A 13,803-nucleotide genomic window follows, 5' to 3' on the forward strand; every position below is an offset into this window, starting at 1 on the left:
TCAGCAGACGTGCACGTGTGATCGGTGCAACCGCAAAGCTGCGTTGTCCCGGTTAGACCCTTGCCGCTGGGTGAGCGGGTAGCGGTTGCAGTTCGACCTTCTCCCACTTGGCGATCACCAGCGGTGCAATGGCATTACCCAATACATTCAACGTGGTGGTGCCGCTGTCGATGATCCTGAAGATGCCGGCAATCAGCGCCACACCTTCCAACGGCAGCCCGGCTGAAGCCAATGTGGCCGACAGAATGATGATGGCAAAACCCGGCACCCCTGCCGCCCCTTTGGAGGTCAGCACCATCGTCACCACCAGCAGAATCTGCTGAGACAACGACAGGTCGATGCCATAAAGCTGCGCGACAAAGATTGTTGCCACGCCGAGAAAAATCGACGCGCCATCGAGATTGAATGCATAGCCCACCGGCACCACGAAACTGACGATCCGACGCGGTACACCGTAGCTCTCCAGCTTGGTCATCAATTGCGGCATGACCGCCGCTGAGGCTGCACTGGAAAACGCCAGAATCAACTCGTTGCGGAAGTAGCGGATCAACTTGAAGATGTTTTCGCCAATCAAGTAGCAAATGCCGCCCAGCACCACCAAAGCGAAAACCATCAGTGCCAGATACACCACGCCAATCAACTTGAGCAGCGGCAACAATGAGGCGAAACCAAACGTCGCTACCGTCGCGCCGATCATGCCAAACACCCCGATTGGCGCGTAAGCCATGACGATTGAGACGACTTTGAACATTGCATCGGAGAGGCTCTGAACCACGGCGATGAAAGGCGCACTTTTGTCTTTCGGCAATGCGTTCAATGCCAGGCCCAACAGCACGGCGAAGAACAATACCGACAGCAACTTCGCCTCCGACATCGCCACGATCACGTTGTCTGGAACGATGTTCTGCAAAATCACCAAGGCGCCTTTCGAAGGCTCCAGGTTAATGGCCGCCGAACTGTGCGAGACGCCTGAAATATCGGTCCCGGTGCCGGGCTCGAAGAGGTTGGCGAAACACAAGCCAATGACGATCGCCAGCGCGGTAATTGCAAAGAAATAGCCGAGCGACTTCGCCCCCATCCGGCCAAACGACTTGCTGTCGCCACCGCCTGCAATCCCCAGGATCATGCAACAGAACACAATCGGTACAACCACCATCTTCATCATCTTGATGAAGATGTCACCGAGCGGTTTTAAGATCTCGGCGCTGACCCATGTTTGATACTGCGGATGCGTATTGAAGTACCAACCGACGAGCACGCCAAGCAACAGCCCGGCAACGATTTGCCACACCAAGGGAATACGTTTCATGTCTAGCCTTCTTGTTGGAATGAAAGGTCTGCGGGTAATCGCAGTTGCTAGAGTCATGAGCTTCCAGCTCACTAGAGATCAAATGGCACAACGCGGTTGTGCCATGCCTGTTGTTACTTGGCGAACAGTTGGCTCATATCCTTGAAGGCCTTGAACTCGAGGGCGTTGCCGCACGGGTCGAACAGAAACATGGTGGCTTGCTCGCCCACCTGACCTTTGAAACGAACGTACGGTTCGATCACAAACTCGGTCCCAAACGACTTCAGACGCTCGGCCAACGCTTCCCATTGCGCCCAACCCAGGATGATGCCGAAGTGCGGCACCGGCACATCGTGACCATCGACCGGGTTGCTGTGAACGCTCTCTTGCGAGGCGGTTTTCGGGTGTTCGTGAATGACCAGTTGGTGACCATAAAAATCGAAGTCGACCCACTGCGTGCTGGAGCGCCCTTCCTCAAGACCAAATACCTCACCGTAAAAGGTCCGCGCTGAAGCCAGGTCGTAAACAGGGATTGCCAGGTGGAAAGGTGAAAGGCTCATCAGAACTCCAGATATTTTTGTTGGTTGGCGAATTCCCACCGTCATTGGCGCTCTCGGTTCAGCCGTTGCCGGGGATGGGAAACATCCTAGGACGGAAAACAAAACAGAAAAATCAATATATATTTCTTAGAAACACAATTAATATTTGTGAATGATCAAAGAACTCAAGACACTCATCGCTGTGGCGCGCGAAGGCACATTCGCTGCGGCCGGCAACAAGATCGGCCTCACGCAGGCCGCCGTCAGCGCACAAATCCAGCGGCTGGAGGCGGAACTCGGCTTCGAGATATTCGACAGGAAAGGCCGCTCGGCGCACCTCAACAAAATGGGCCACCAGATCCTGCTGCAAGCGCAGGAGTTGCTCAGGCTTTACGAAAACCTGGGCTCGACGACGATTGGACAACCGCCCAGTGTGCTGGTGAACATCGGCGCCATTGCGTCGGTGCAGCGTTCCTATTTGCCGGATGCGCTGGCGAAGTTTCACCAACATTGTCCGCAGTGCCGCACGCGTGTGGTCCCGGGGCTGTCGATGGAGATGGTGAACCTCGTCGACGCTGGCGAGATCGACATGGCCGTCATCATTCGCCCGCCTTTCTCGCTACAGAGCGATCTGCGCTGGACGACTCTGACGCTGGAGCCCTACCGCCTGATCGTGCCGCGCGACGTGCCGGGAGAAGACTGGTCTGAACTGCTCTCCAGCCAACCGTTCATTCGCTATGACCGATCATCCTTCGGCGGCAGACAGGTCGACCGCTTTCTGCGGCAAATGCATTTCACCTTGCATGAGGTGTGCGAACTGGATGAGCTGGAGGCGATCGTCAAACTGGTGGAAAACGGTGTCGGCGTTGCGCTGGTGCCGCAAACAACGCCCGAACCGCAATGGCCGGCAGGCGTGCGGGCACTCGACCTCGGGGCGCACACTTTTCACCGGGATATCGGCCTGGTCCATCGCTCTCGCCGCAGCATGACTGAACCGGTGCGGAAGATGGCTGACCTGATCAGTGAGCAGGTCAAGGGCGGCTTCCTCTAGCAACACAACGCTGGTTGCCAATGATCAAATCAGGAGTGGCGAACCTTGAATCCGCTTACGTAAATTGGCGCATGTCCCTAATCACGCCGTGACGACGGTCAACTCCGGCCAGATTTATGGCTGTGCAGCGTCAATGGCTGACGCCACGCGCTGTCAATCGCAGCGTTGCCAAACAAGCTTTGCTACTCTGCCGCATCCACTCCATCAGGACAAACGGCGATGGAAATTGCCCCACAGTTCATTGTTCATGAAACCGACCATTGGATTATCAACCACCACCTGGCGAGCGCCCTCCCCGGGTATCTGATGCTGGGTTCCAGGCTCAACACCTCATCATTGGCTGATTTATCGCCTGACGCACTGACGGAAATGGGTGGCCTGCTGGCCAAGACCCAGCAGCTCATGGAGCGGATATTAACTCCTGCGCATCTCTACATTGGCCGCTTTGGTCATCAACCGGGCTGGCCCATTCACTTCCATTTCATTCCGGTTTATCACTGGGTCGAAGACTTGTTCTGTAAGGATGAGCGCTATCGGCAACTGGCAAACTTTGCCTACGCTGAAAACGCCCTCGCGGCGACTGACGGTGCCGAGCTGACGCTGTTTATCTGGAGAGAGTTTGGGGAAAACCCGACACCTCCAGAGACGCCGGGACTGTCGGTCGAAGAAGTGATCACCCAACTGCGTAATGCGTTCCGGTGATCAAAAACTGCAGTTCGATGTGCTGTCGTTGCGGAGATGAAATGGCATCTCCCGCTAATTTCAAAGTGTTCGAGAGCGCCGCACGCTTGGGCAGTCTGGCGGCGGCTGCGCTTGAGTTGCATGTCAGCGTCGGCGCGGTTGCATCGCTGACGGCCGTCATTGTTTAACGTTTTTGGGGATGTGTTTAAGGACACCTGACGTTACGTCCGAAAGGCTACAACGCCTTGCGCCGTTGCCTACGACTACGCCAGAATCCGCCGGCTTGTGCGCTTGGAGCGCGGGCTCTATCGTTGGTCGGTCACTGAAAACAGTGATCGGGTTTGGTAGCCCGCTACTCCACATGGCGTATCGCGTCACCTTACGCGGGTGCTTTTTCGCATCTGCTTGCTGGTGGCCATGCGCAGGGCGTCTTCGGGCGCGCCGGTTTTTCCATGTGGGCCGGTCTACCAACCTTCGTATGGCCGCCACCCTTCGTTTGGTAGCGAGAGTGATGGCTCCTCTAAACACACACGTGGAGTTTCATCAATGTTCAAACCAACACCAAACCCACCCGAAACCGATCCGGCCTCACCCTATGAATCGCTTGATTCAAGGAAGCTTCACGACGCGGCTGAACGCGCACTCGATCATTACCTCAATCCCGCTGCCGCGATCATGGCTGCGCCGTATCAGGCGAGCACGATGTTTCTGGTTAATCCGGAAACGGATACCGAGTCATTGCTGGTCAACGCCTGCGAATCGCTGGCCTCGGCCTCCATCATGCTGGGGGATGTCGCGGGGTTGGTGGATGGGCCGATTCGCAAGACGTTGCTGGGCATTGCGCAGGTGGTGATGCTTGGGGAGCTGGCGGTGAATCGGGCTTTGGACAGGGTTGAGATTACAGACTAGGTCCATACCGTTCAGTGACGATTTGGCCGTCGCCACTGAACGGATCAGATTTTGAAGGCTTGTGCATGGCTGCATTGGGACATTTCCGGCTTCTCGCGGAGATAGAATAGCGACCGCTGGTTCTTTCTGTGATGAGCTGACACTTCGTCCGGTCTATTTCAGGCATAACCCGTAGTCGATGCCTCATGAAGCGCCACCTTGAAACTCTAACATTCAGCGATGGAATGAGAATGTCCAGAAAAATCATCTATGCCAAAGAGTTCGACATCTGCGTATCGATGTCAGATTTAGTAACCTGGGAAGGTGACCAGAAAACTCCCAGCGCCGACCTGCAGGCGGTATTTACAATCCTTGAAATTCCCGTCGACATTCTCGAACTCCACGAGTTGTATTTTGCCCACCCTTACAGCGGCTACGGCGACGTGCATGTGTATCATGCTGAAAATAACGGAGGCAGTATTTTCGCCATCGACTTGTATCGAGAGCTCACGGATCAGCAAGATTTGACAGGTCTGTTTCTGCGTATTGAAGGTCCTGTATTTGATCAGGCTCTCGCTCATCTCCGGTCTTTCTTTGACAGCGCCAGCAGCCAAGTAGCTTTTGAGCAGGCAAGTTACTCCAGGAGACTTCGCGAAAGGCTTGACGCAAGCAGGTACCCTCGACTGGTCGAAGAAGATCACGACTTCCTGCAGCAGCATTTCATTCATCGGTGACGCTAGCCAATCAGACACTGCACAAGTCCGATTCAGCATTGGCTTCTCGCCATTGCTCCTCGGTACCGAGTTTTTGTCACCGGCAAGGAGATATTCGTGGCCCGAAAAGCCCACGGCATAGTGCCGCGACACGACGTTGATGTTTAAACAGGAAGCATTGCAACAGTGCGATTTGAGGTGGTCTGAGTCGAATGCATGGATGCTGGTGTACCCGATTCGAGACGCCAGGACTTTGTGCTTTGACTTCATGTACAACTACCAAGAGCCGCCTGAGAAAACGTTGTCTGTACTGCTAGGGAAGTACCCGGAATGTACGGTTATCGATTGGTCGGCGGGACGTTTGGCCTGTATTGAGGCCGAGAGTGTTGACGTTGAGACGCTAGCGGAAATCATCCAGGACGTTGCCGCGGCTGTTTGGGGTGACCACAGCTCGGTCATCGATGCTTCTTATGAGGAAATGAGTAGAGCCTGATCCGAAGCGTTCATGCCTGGAGCCGTTCCTGAGCAACAATTGACCACAAACGTGGGCTCCCTGGTCCACCGTAATCGAAGGAGATGTTTTCAATGCTCCCCCCTGACAACGACTTGAGGGCCAACTTCATAGAAGTGCTCAAGGAAATCACCGCGCTGATGTCCATTGCATACGAACAAACCGGCCCAGTACCGGACGACCATCCGTTAGCTCAGGCGGGTTTGGAGAGTGGTGGTGAAATCGTTCTGGATTATGTCGATCACAATGAGGCTGGATTAGCGTTCGAACACCTTGCTGCCCTCAACGAATGTGCCGCCGACATGCAACTGCTCAAGGATTTTGAGAGCCAAGAGGCCGTAGACTACTTCAGGCTTGGTGTCATTTCGGACGTACCGGATGTGGGTAACGACATGTGAGGTGCCAAAGCGTCGATTCGCCTCCGATGTTCCTTCGAGTACGCTTGCAACGATATCAGCCTCAACTAATGGTTCGTGATTACATGCCCCCTGCGGCGGGAGACACTCACAGATCGGCTCATGCTGCTCACCAACTCCAAGGCGCAGTTGTAGGAGATTATGCCGAGGCCCAGTAATACGTGAAGCGGCAAGGTACTCTCCGTGGCGGACGAAATGCATGTGATGTGGCTCTACTGTTTGGTTAAAGGGGGCACTCTAGCCCATCTTAGAGGCTCAATCATGCCCGTCGAGTGGAGCAGCTTGTTGGCATTAGAGGCAACCACTCTGATGGAATTCCCGTCGTTCTTTCACAGTACTGAATCGGTCCTTCTTCCGTAGACGCTTTCAAAGGACCGCTTCTGGCCTTTTTTTGCCTGTCGCGATCGATTGAATCCACAACCCAAAGCAGCCACTCGCTGAAGCTTAGGGTGCGGAGCAGCAGAGAGTCCCGGAGAGCGAAACGAATCACTTGGACGACTTATTATAGGAAGTCACTTCGCACGAAAATGCCGAATAAGTTCACTTGCCTTTGTTGATGCATAAAAAATTAAAATTGAAAAAGCTATAGCACTTACCGTCGGGCCGATGGAATTTATGCCTACTGCGATTTGTATATATATAGATATAAATAAGATAAGGATTGTGTAGCTTATGGCGACCTTGTTAAATGCGGCCAGCAATAGCGGAACTATTGAAATTATAGTTGAATGAGCTGCAATGGTTAAAATTATCTCCATGATCAGTCGAAGAGGAACACCGTCAAATTGTGCTTGCGCAATTGCAATCAAGGGTTCGTACAAAAATATCTGCAACCCCCCAACGACAGTCGCACTGATTCCAATAAAGGGCAAGGTTGTTTTTTTCGTAATGTTCATCGTACTTCCACTGACTCCTATAATCATTGATAAGGACATCGTTGTTTCATAACATTCCTTGCTATAGGCTAAGATGTTACTTTTCTTAGATCCTATCATGGCAAATGCGGAACCGAGCAGAGAAAAAAGTGATATGAAGTCGGCCAAATTACCGAGCGTTAGCAGTCAATGAGTGGCGGGCTATGGACTCGCTGACACGCTGTTGAGTGGCTACTTTTGGCCAGAAGCAGTCACTCATTGATGACCGTTTCCAACATGGTGGTCGTCTAAATAGGTGCGAACTGACATTAACCCAGCGCCTTCAGATGACCAAAGCTTCGATGCCTGAATGGCTGCGTCAAGCAATGGCCCTGTGATTTTTCTGTCGTTGTAATCACCGACGAAGTAATTTATTCGATTAGCCAGGTGCTGAATGGATAGCCAGCCCAGGCCGTGGTAGTCACGCAACTCCTCGGCGTTCAGCTTGATCAGGCATTCGTAACTCACGAAAGACGCTTCACATTCGACGAGAATATAAACAGCGCCATCCCTCTGCCCTGAGAAGATGCCAGTAGTCGTCCGTAATGTGGTATGCCGCAGGTGCGATCTGAACCAAATCCATGTCTTATTTCCGTGCGGCCCACTGTCTTTTAGAACACCAAATGGCGAAACACGCCTGATCGCGCCTCACACGCTTATCTATACGGGGATGCGCTGGCATGTGAGGAGAACTACGCCGCCATACTCTCGCCGGCGGTCGTCATCTGCGACCGTGGCCGTTGTCACCTTCTCGTAACCGGGCAACGTTCTTGTCGATGCAGCCTTTAATCATACGCAGGGTATCGCGCGTAATAACCTTCGGGTACATCTCATCGGCGATAGCTGCAAACAGGCTGGCCACATCACAAATGCCGTCAATCATCTTGCAGGCAAGTTCCTGGGGCACCTCGGCTTCCTCTGCAAGCCGAAGCATGTCCGCGCGGAAAACTTCCTCTGCATGCCCCATCACGTCCATCTGGTGATATCCGCCAGGCCCTTCGCAAAAGGTCACATCGTATGCCGGCGCCAGTCTCCACTGACCTTCTTTCGACATGATGTAAGAGAAGTTTTTCGGATGGTCGTCTCTGTTGTTGAACGCAACATTGAAGACGGCACGCTCGAAGGCCAGCGCCATTTCTCGCACGTCGTTGGTACAAATCTGCGTCGCGCGCATGAAATTGACGTAGTCCAAAACGCCTGGAGACCTGTAATTGGCGCCAGTGAAGGCCGCGAGACTCTGCATGGGTACGCGCATGCCGTCCTGACGATCAAAGCGCTTGCTTGCAAACGCCGCAAACCCATTTGGCAGACTAAAGTACGCCGTGTCAGGAGTCTCGATGCCGCACAAACGCAGGCATTGGGCGTAGACCATTTCAATAGCACACACCTCGGCATGCTCTTCCTTGGCTGGGAACTTAACCAGCCAGGCTTCAAAGCCCGGTGTAACAGCCGTAGTAAAAGCGTCACTTTCGGGGTTGCGATAAACCAGCGCCTTTGGCCTTGCACCTTGAGGTGAACCACCCACTAACATCAGTGTCTGCAGGAACTCGCCACCTTCTCCGTGGAGCACGCTCTTCACTTCGGCGGCAAGCTGCTCCAATGGAATGTGGACTTCTGACTTCTGACCTTCGGGCGCCACGGGTTCAAACGTCATGGCGCCCATCGCATTGCTACCAATGTAGGCCAGCCGCTGCAGTGCGCCGATGCGTGCCGTTGAGAGATCACGTCTGCGGAACATACGGTCCATCAGCAGCATGCCCCACCCGTCCGGCAACGAGTCATAAACAGGCCCTGGCAAGTCCAATTGATAGTCGGGAAAATGTTGACGCAACTGGGGGCCTTTCAACGGCAGCCTGTAGGACGATAACTCCAATCCACTTTGCTTGGCTTCGTTGCTGTACTCGAACACGATCTTTGGGCGACCGGTCAGAGTTGTAGACACCAGCGTGCCCCAACGCCATCGCTCTCCCCAGCCCTCGTAAAAGACATTCACTTGTTCAAGCAAGACCAGGACTCCTCTTCACACGCATACGCTTGGCACTGGTCTCATAGCGCTTGATGTCCTCGATGCTCTCCAGCTTCGGCAAGAAAAGGCTTTCAAGCTCTTTGGTTCGACCAAGGGCGATGGCGATCCGGACAACGTTCTCAAACCCGACATTGCGCCCGGCTTCCAGGTTGGACACGGTGTTGGCTGCAATGCCAGCACGCCCGGCTAAGTCGGCTTGAGTCATGTCCAGCGCCAGGCGCTCTGTGCGCAAGCGATCGCAGAGGCGCTTCACGACCTCGCTCGGCTTACTAAAGCTTAAATCCAACATAGTGTGCATCCAACCCAATAAATGGCAGTCAGTAACCGAATGATAGGTTTTATGCGCACTCCAATCAATCAGCTAATACCAATATAATAGGTCTTATGGCGAATTAATCCAGCCAAAACCACAAGATAATGGAGTTATGTTGGGCTTCTCGTTCCAGTCGCCGGCTCGACTGAATGCGGTTCAGATAACCGTAGATGTAGATCTTCAGGAGGACAGCGCGATGGTAAGCCGGCCTGCCAGTATCTGCCGGCATGGCGCCTTAAAAACCCAGTTTTTTCAGGTCAAGTTCGTCGACAAAAACGTCGAGTACGCGCACCGGATTGGTATCCGTTACGTAATCGTCGAGGCTCTCTGGATGGACGTTGCTTTGGCCTCGATGCTCACCTTGGATAAAGCGCTTTATGGGCGATCCTTGCGATGAAATCCTCAGAAATCATAGCAAGGTTTGCGAAGCCGTTTTTACACACTCTTGGCCGCCAAGGGTCAAGCCTTTTTGCAAAACAAACCTTGAGGCGAGCCATTCTCGAACGTTACATCGCACGCTTCAACGTATCCCTCTACACGCGCAAGAGGAGTAACTTCGAAGGTCAATACAAGCCTACCTTCCTTAAACTCCCCTTTTTTTAATTCAACCTCAGAATACCCATCAATTAAATTTTTTCCATCTATAGAGCAAAACTCTTTTTCTTTAAATATTTTTCCGTCACCACCAGGAATAAACGTTTGCACCGTGACACACGGAGTAGCAAAAGATGTCAAATACCTGACTATATATTTATCTACCTTGCCGGTATCTGCTCGATACACTTGCTTATAGTCAAACTCAGCAGCAATTGCGCCACTCAAACAAGACGGAAGGAACGATATAAAAATCACTAAGAAAATAGACTTCATCACTGACCCTCCAAGTAACGAACCCTTTCGGAGACTCTCTCCAACGGCACGCTTTCCCAATTACTTTTTCTGGAAATCTCTTGCTTGATCTTCTCCAGATCATTTTCAACAAATGGCTTCTGAATAAACTTTCGGGACGGCTTGTGATAGTCGCCGCGATATCGTAAATCGATGATGATATCTTGTATTTTTTTACTAACCGAATCCCAAGACAAAATACCGTAATCCTTCTGGTTGACTCCTCCTCCGGATATACTCAGAACGCTTTGCTTCATAACCTCGTAGACACTAATAAAAAGTTTATATTGCTGTTTTCGAGTAATAGTATGAAGCCTGATTTCTTTGCTGGCACTGTTCAGATAGGCCTTTGCAGCTTGCCCCTGCTTTCCTTTAGCCCCAACCAGCCACGACAGCAACGGCTCCCTTACGCCGGCATTGGCAAGATCGGTCTTTGGATCAGGTTGTTGACCCAGATCGTATCCACGACCGATTGTCACTCCAGAAACGCCCCCTGGCCAGTGAACTATTCGACTGAAATATCGATGTGAAGGATGGCTAGCGTCCTCAAAGTCGTTCCCTTCCACGTCAAACGTCAACTGACCATAAGGCACATTCAGCCACTTCAAATCGTTCTCATCGGCTGGGTATGTGAAATTGCCAAGTAATCCCATCAGGTGAAAATGCCAAGCTTTCCCATCGCTTGGTAAGCCGGACTCTTTCCACCACGATAATTTTTCGATCCTTTTTTTCTCATTAGCCCAGTCCAAATCAGGCTCCAAGGGCGTGTGATTCAGAAGCAGATCGACTTCGTTCTCTGGCTTGAGTTTTAACGCAGGGCGACGCTGGGTTGGCTCACGATCCAAGGTTCGCGCGGGGATGATGTAGTTCCGCGCAACCCTCGCTTGAAGGCTCGGAGAGTCCAGAAAACACACACGCACACTTTCTTCAAACGTATTGCGATAACCAGGCTGACTGAACGAGTACCGCCTTAAGTAGCCAGGGCGCAATGCCCTGGCAGACAGCAGAGACTACTTTTTCTTCTTCGCCGGTTTTTCGGCCTTCTCTGATTTCTCAGATTTCTTGGCCTTTTCGGGCTTGCTATCAGCTTTCTTGGCAGACTTTTTCGGTTCGGCGTCTTTTTTCTTGTCTTTCTTATCCTTGTCGGAGGATTTCGAAAGAGCCGAAGCCGCCGCAGCCTTCTTCGTCGTTGATGACTTCTTGTCTTTCAATTCCTTACTGGCTTTGGAAGCTTCACCTTTGCTTTTCTTATCGTCTTTAGCCACGTTGACCACCTCTCGGAGCATGCCGGTATTGGCAGATCGCCTGTGGAATTATCCATGGGCTAATCATTAGGTGAGCGTGCCCGGGAGCGGTTCAAAATCTTTTGCGGCGTTTTGACGTGAGTGCGTCGTTCGGAGATGAGTGACTGACTCCGACCATTTTGCCGCCGAATGCCAGCACCTAGTCCTTGGCCAGCCGCTTCTGCCAATCGCCGCCCTGAATGTTCTGACACTCTTGCTCCGAGTCGAAGCGGACATTGCGATCGGTAAGCTTCAGCTCGATACCAGCCTCGTTCAACGCGATAGCCGTCAGCTCGAAGATCCGCTCTTTTGCCTCAATTTGGGCGAGCTGTCTGTCGGCCAGCGTTTCAAACACCCAGATCACTTTCAGGGGGTGAGCCACTGCATTCAGGTCACCCGTGTGGGTCAGCCAGGTAAAGCCTTTGATTTCACCTTTTGCTGTTTCGCACGCCTCGGTCAGCGTGGTGATCAGCAGGCGCTCCAACCGCGCCAGTTCACGTTTGCCTGCAGGCATTGCAAGTTCCTTCCAAAGATCAACAAGGGAATCGGCATCCCAGGTTTTCTGATCGAGGAGTATACCGACGATATCCCTCATCAACGTTGATGCCCGCGGGCTGAATACTGCCCTCCAGACCAACCTGCTAATCTCTCTCCATGAAAACCGCCATCATCTCCGACACCCACGGCCTGCTCCGCCCCGAGGCGCTGACCGCGATCCAGGGCGTTGAACTCATCCTCCACGCCGGCGACATTGGCAGCGCGCAGATCCTCAGCCAATTGACGCAAATCGCCCCAGTCCACGCCGTGCGCGGCAATAACGATCTGGATCTGCCTTGGGCAAATGACCTCCCCGACCACCTCACGCTCGACCTCAACGGCTGGCAAACCCTACTCATCCACGACATCGCCGACGTCCCCGCCCTCCTCGACAACCATACCCGACTGATCATCACCGGCCATTCCCACAAGCCCTTGATCGAATGGCGTGGTGAGCGGCTTTACCTGAACCCGGGCAGCGCCGGTCGCCGTCGTTTCAAATTGCCGGTGACGCTCGCCCTGCTCGACGTGGGCGCTGATGCTCTGCAACCACAACTGATTCACCTGCTGCCCTGACCCGCCAGTTCGGTTGTGCCTTGGCGCGCTCGCACATCATCGTTTTCCGAGCCAAAATTGCCCACTCCCCAATCAACCCCAGGAAAGCCACGACCGAACATGAGCGAACTACCCCGATCCAACGCGAGGCATGACGCGGCGAAACGGAAGAAAATCCACGCAGCGGTCACGGCAAGAAACCTGGCAAGTGCGGCGAATACAACCAAGTGGGATGAACTGATCGACCATTTCCGCAGGCTTGAGGGCTGGCGTCCGTCCTATCGATCCAAGTACGTCAACGGATATATCTCGGAATGGGACGTCGAATGGTTCTACCATTTGCCGTTTCCCTTTGCGGGCGTCGAATGGTTCGACATCGGCTTATGGGAACTGGCCCCCTCGGAAGGACGACTGCTGGCACGCAAGATCATCGACCACACCGACGAGATATCGAGGGCTGTGGCGCACATTGGATTCGAGTTTGAAGTACGCGCAGACATCCTGAGAATCTGGGGATACTTGCCCAAATCCTATGACGACTTTCCTAGTGCTCCAGCGCCTTCGCCATGATGATCGTGCGCTCCGCCTGATGGTACTCATCCCGGACTTTCGTGAAGCCCAGCGCCGCGTAAAAGCCTTCGGCAGTAATCGACGAGGGCACACGCAGCAGGTCGATACCTGCGCTCAGGGCGGCTGTTTGAAGCTGCTCCATGAGGTGTCTGCCGACCGCCAGCCCTTGGTGGCGTGGATCGACAAACACGCTGCGAACAATGTCGTGATCAAGGCTCGCGGTGGCCACAACATGACCGTCGAGCGTGGTCACGAAGACCTGACGCCGGGCCAACAAGTCCAGGACTGCTCGCGGCGAGAAACTTTGCTCCACCTGATCAATGATGTCAGATGAATAGTCCAGCGCGTTGGACTCGCGAAGCGTATGGATGATGACCCGGCTGATCGCCGAGGCATCTGCCGGGGTCGCGGTGCGAATCAGGTAATCCATTCTGATAAGTCCTCCCAATCATTGGCGAGACGAGTGTCGCGCAGACAAATGACAGCCATTACAGCGGTTTAGTCTGTAATCACAAACCAGCGTTGAGCCCGTGCTACGGCTGATATAGAACATTTTGGCAGCATTTTGCGCCATTGCTCATTTCTTACCTGCCGTGAAACTTTTCCGCCCCATCCGGCCTGATCACCTAA

General features: G+C 53.3%; 19 protein-coding genes and 2 pseudogenes. 9 read left to right on the forward strand and 12 right to left on the reverse strand.

From position 1 onward, the window contains the following. Positions 1–52 precede the first annotated feature (52 nt). Positions 53–1,309 (reverse strand): cation:dicarboxylate symporter family transporter, encoded by a 1,257-nt coding sequence (locus PMI37_RS23455; protein WP_008085680.1) that lies wholly within the window; start codon positions 1,307–1,309, stop codon positions 53–55. A gap of 113 nt (positions 1,310–1,422) precedes the next feature. After that, on the reverse strand, positions 1,423–1,848 hold the full coding sequence (locus PMI37_RS23460) for a VOC family protein (protein WP_008085681.1): 426 nt from the start codon (positions 1,846–1,848) through the stop codon (positions 1,423–1,425). Positions 1,849–1,999: 151 nt separating this feature from the next. On the opposite strand from PMI37_RS23460, the gene PMI37_RS23465 reads away from it, so the two are divergent. The 6 genes from PMI37_RS23465 to PMI37_RS32295 all read left to right on the forward strand — a co-directional run bounded on the left by PMI37_RS23465 (position 2,000) and on the right by PMI37_RS32295 (position 6,069). Next, positions 2,000–2,878: a LysR substrate-binding domain-containing protein gene (locus PMI37_RS23465; protein ID WP_008085683.1), complete on the forward strand. Its 879-nt coding sequence runs from the start codon at positions 2,000–2,002 to the stop codon at positions 2,876–2,878. A 219-nt stretch (positions 2,879–3,097) separates the two neighbouring features. Continuing rightward, the gene (locus PMI37_RS23470; protein ID WP_008085685.1) at positions 3,098–3,580 is read left to right on the forward strand and encodes an HIT family protein; all 483 of its coding nucleotides are present in this window, start codon (positions 3,098–3,100) and stop codon (positions 3,578–3,580) included. A 41-nt stretch (positions 3,581–3,621) separates the two neighbouring features. After that, positions 3,622–3,747 carry a LysR family transcriptional regulator gene (locus tag PMI37_RS31470; protein ID WP_008085687.1) on the forward strand — a complete coding sequence of 42 codons (126 nt, stop codon included), beginning with the start codon at positions 3,622–3,624 and terminating at the stop codon, positions 3,745–3,747. Between the two features lie 358 nt (positions 3,748–4,105). Continuing rightward, positions 4,106–4,468 carry a DUF6124 family protein gene (locus PMI37_RS23475; protein ID WP_008085689.1) on the forward strand — a complete coding sequence of 121 codons (363 nt, stop codon included), beginning with the start codon at positions 4,106–4,108 and terminating at the stop codon, positions 4,466–4,468. Between the two features lie 230 nt (positions 4,469–4,698). After that, complete coding sequence (locus tag PMI37_RS31475) at positions 4,699–5,181, forward strand: hypothetical protein (protein WP_008085691.1); 483 nt, start codon at positions 4,699–4,701, stop codon at positions 5,179–5,181. Between the two features lie 564 nt (positions 5,182–5,745). Next, complete coding sequence (locus PMI37_RS32295) at positions 5,746–6,069, forward strand: hypothetical protein (protein ID WP_008085694.1); 324 nt, start codon at positions 5,746–5,748, stop codon at positions 6,067–6,069. Positions 6,070–6,599: 530 nt separating this feature from the next. Here the strand turns inward: PMI37_RS32295 and PMI37_RS23495 are convergent. Beyond that, a complete protein-coding gene (locus PMI37_RS23495; protein ID WP_157173109.1) occupies positions 6,600–6,983 on the reverse strand; it encodes a hypothetical protein in 384 nt (127 codons plus the stop codon). Between the two features lie 234 nt (positions 6,984–7,217). Continuing rightward, on the reverse strand, positions 7,218–7,469 hold the full coding sequence (locus PMI37_RS32085) for a hypothetical protein (RefSeq protein ID WP_177323333.1): 252 nt from the start codon (positions 7,467–7,469) through the stop codon (positions 7,218–7,220). A gap of 136 nt (positions 7,470–7,605) precedes the next feature. Between PMI37_RS32085 and PMI37_RS31920 the strand changes: the two are divergent. After that, a pseudogene (locus PMI37_RS31920) lies at positions 7,606–7,689 on the forward strand (WYL domain-containing protein); the annotation flags it as partial. A 33-nt stretch (positions 7,690–7,722) separates the two neighbouring features. Here the strand turns inward: PMI37_RS31920 and PMI37_RS23500 are convergent. The 7 genes and pseudogenes from PMI37_RS23500 to PMI37_RS23530 form a co-directional block, all read right to left on the reverse strand. Then, on the reverse strand, positions 7,723–9,006 hold the full coding sequence (locus PMI37_RS23500) for a type II toxin-antitoxin system HipA family toxin (protein ID WP_008085696.1): 1,284 nt from the start codon (positions 9,004–9,006) through the stop codon (positions 7,723–7,725). Further along, the gene (locus tag PMI37_RS23505; protein ID WP_008085698.1) at positions 8,999–9,316 is read right to left on the reverse strand and encodes a helix-turn-helix domain-containing protein; all 318 of its coding nucleotides are present in this window, start codon (positions 9,314–9,316) and stop codon (positions 8,999–9,001) included. Before PMI37_RS23505 ends, PMI37_RS23500 begins: the two co-directional genes overlap by 8 nt. 118 nt (positions 9,317–9,434) lie before the next feature. Next, positions 9,435–9,719: pseudogene (locus PMI37_RS31490) on the reverse strand (transposase); the annotation flags it as partial. Positions 9,720–9,799: 80 nt separating this feature from the next. Further along, positions 9,800–10,210, reverse strand: a complete 411-nt coding sequence (locus PMI37_RS23515) for a hypothetical protein (RefSeq protein ID WP_045123257.1) — start codon at positions 10,208–10,210, stop codon at positions 9,800–9,802. Continuing rightward, the gene (locus PMI37_RS23520; protein ID WP_157173110.1) at positions 10,210–11,073 is read right to left on the reverse strand and encodes a pesticin C-terminus-like muramidase; all 864 of its coding nucleotides are present in this window, start codon (positions 11,071–11,073) and stop codon (positions 10,210–10,212) included. The genes PMI37_RS23515 and PMI37_RS23520 overlap by 1 nt, the downstream gene beginning before the upstream one ends. 165 nt (positions 11,074–11,238) lie before the next feature. Next, positions 11,239–11,502, reverse strand: a complete 264-nt coding sequence (locus PMI37_RS23525; RefSeq protein WP_045123269.1) for a hypothetical protein — start codon at positions 11,500–11,502, stop codon at positions 11,239–11,241. 169 nt (positions 11,503–11,671) lie between these two features. After that, a complete protein-coding gene (locus tag PMI37_RS23530; RefSeq protein WP_008085707.1) occupies positions 11,672–12,025 on the reverse strand; it encodes a hypothetical protein in 354 nt (117 codons plus the stop codon). A 140-nt stretch (positions 12,026–12,165) separates the two neighbouring features. On the opposite strand from PMI37_RS23530, the gene PMI37_RS23535 reads away from it, so the two are divergent. Both PMI37_RS23535 and PMI37_RS23540 read left to right on the forward strand, forming a co-directional pair. After that, a complete protein-coding gene (locus tag PMI37_RS23535) occupies positions 12,166–12,624 on the forward strand; it encodes a metallophosphoesterase family protein (protein ID WP_008085709.1) in 459 nt (152 codons plus the stop codon). A 99-nt stretch (positions 12,625–12,723) separates the two neighbouring features. Then, the gene (locus PMI37_RS23540) at positions 12,724–13,173 is read left to right on the forward strand and encodes a DUF6678 family protein (RefSeq protein ID WP_008085711.1); all 450 of its coding nucleotides are present in this window, start codon (positions 12,724–12,726) and stop codon (positions 13,171–13,173) included. Here the strand turns inward: PMI37_RS23540 and PMI37_RS23545 are convergent. Further along, complete coding sequence (locus PMI37_RS23545; protein ID WP_008085713.1) at positions 13,148–13,603, reverse strand: GNAT family N-acetyltransferase; 456 nt, start codon at positions 13,601–13,603, stop codon at positions 13,148–13,150. The two genes, PMI37_RS23540 and PMI37_RS23545, sit on opposite strands and share 26 nt — an antisense overlap. Positions 13,604–13,803 lie beyond the last annotated feature (200 nt).

It is taken from the genome of Pseudomonas sp. GM80, from assembly GCF_000282515.1.
GTDB lineage: Bacteria > Pseudomonadota > Gammaproteobacteria > Pseudomonadales > Pseudomonadaceae > Aquipseudomonas.

Excerpts from the sequence above, each read along its gene's own strand:
- PMI37_RS23455 (WP_008085680.1), bottom strand. The coding sequence starts at position 1,309 with ATGAAACGTATTCCCTTGGTGTGGCAAATCGTTGCCGGGCTGTTGCTT.
- PMI37_RS23460 (WP_008085681.1), bottom strand. The coding sequence starts at position 1,848 with ATGAGCCTTTCACCTTTCCACCTGGCAATCCCTGTTTACGACCTGGCT.
- PMI37_RS23465 (WP_008085683.1), top strand. The coding sequence starts at position 2,000 with ATGATCAAAGAACTCAAGACACTCATCGCTGTGGCGCGCGAAGGCACA.
- PMI37_RS23470 (WP_008085685.1), top strand. The coding sequence starts at position 3,098 with ATGGAAATTGCCCCACAGTTCATTGTTCATGAAACCGACCATTGGATT.
- PMI37_RS31470 (WP_008085687.1), top strand. The coding sequence starts at position 3,622 with ATGGCATCTCCCGCTAATTTCAAAGTGTTCGAGAGCGCCGCACGCTTG.
- PMI37_RS23475 (WP_008085689.1), top strand. The coding sequence starts at position 4,106 with ATGTTCAAACCAACACCAAACCCACCCGAAACCGATCCGGCCTCACCC.
- PMI37_RS31475 (WP_008085691.1), top strand. The coding sequence starts at position 4,699 with ATGTCCAGAAAAATCATCTATGCCAAAGAGTTCGACATCTGCGTATCG.
- PMI37_RS32295 (WP_008085694.1), top strand. The coding sequence starts at position 5,746 with ATGCTCCCCCCTGACAACGACTTGAGGGCCAACTTCATAGAAGTGCTC.
- PMI37_RS23495 (WP_157173109.1), bottom strand. The coding sequence starts at position 6,983 with ATGAACATTACGAAAAAAACAACCTTGCCCTTTATTGGAATCAGTGCG.
- PMI37_RS23505 (WP_008085698.1), bottom strand. The coding sequence starts at position 9,316 with ATGTTGGATTTAAGCTTTAGTAAGCCGAGCGAGGTCGTGAAGCGCCTC.
- PMI37_RS23515 (WP_045123257.1), bottom strand. The coding sequence starts at position 10,210 with ATGAAGTCTATTTTCTTAGTGATTTTTATATCGTTCCTTCCGTCTTGT.
- PMI37_RS23530 (WP_008085707.1), bottom strand. The coding sequence starts at position 12,025 with ATGCCTGCAGGCAAACGTGAACTGGCGCGGTTGGAGCGCCTGCTGATC.
- PMI37_RS23535 (WP_008085709.1), top strand. The coding sequence starts at position 12,166 with ATGAAAACCGCCATCATCTCCGACACCCACGGCCTGCTCCGCCCCGAG.
- PMI37_RS23540 (WP_008085711.1), top strand. The coding sequence starts at position 12,724 with ATGAGCGAACTACCCCGATCCAACGCGAGGCATGACGCGGCGAAACGG.
- PMI37_RS23545 (WP_008085713.1), bottom strand. The coding sequence starts at position 13,603 with ATGGATTACCTGATTCGCACCGCGACCCCGGCAGATGCCTCGGCGATC.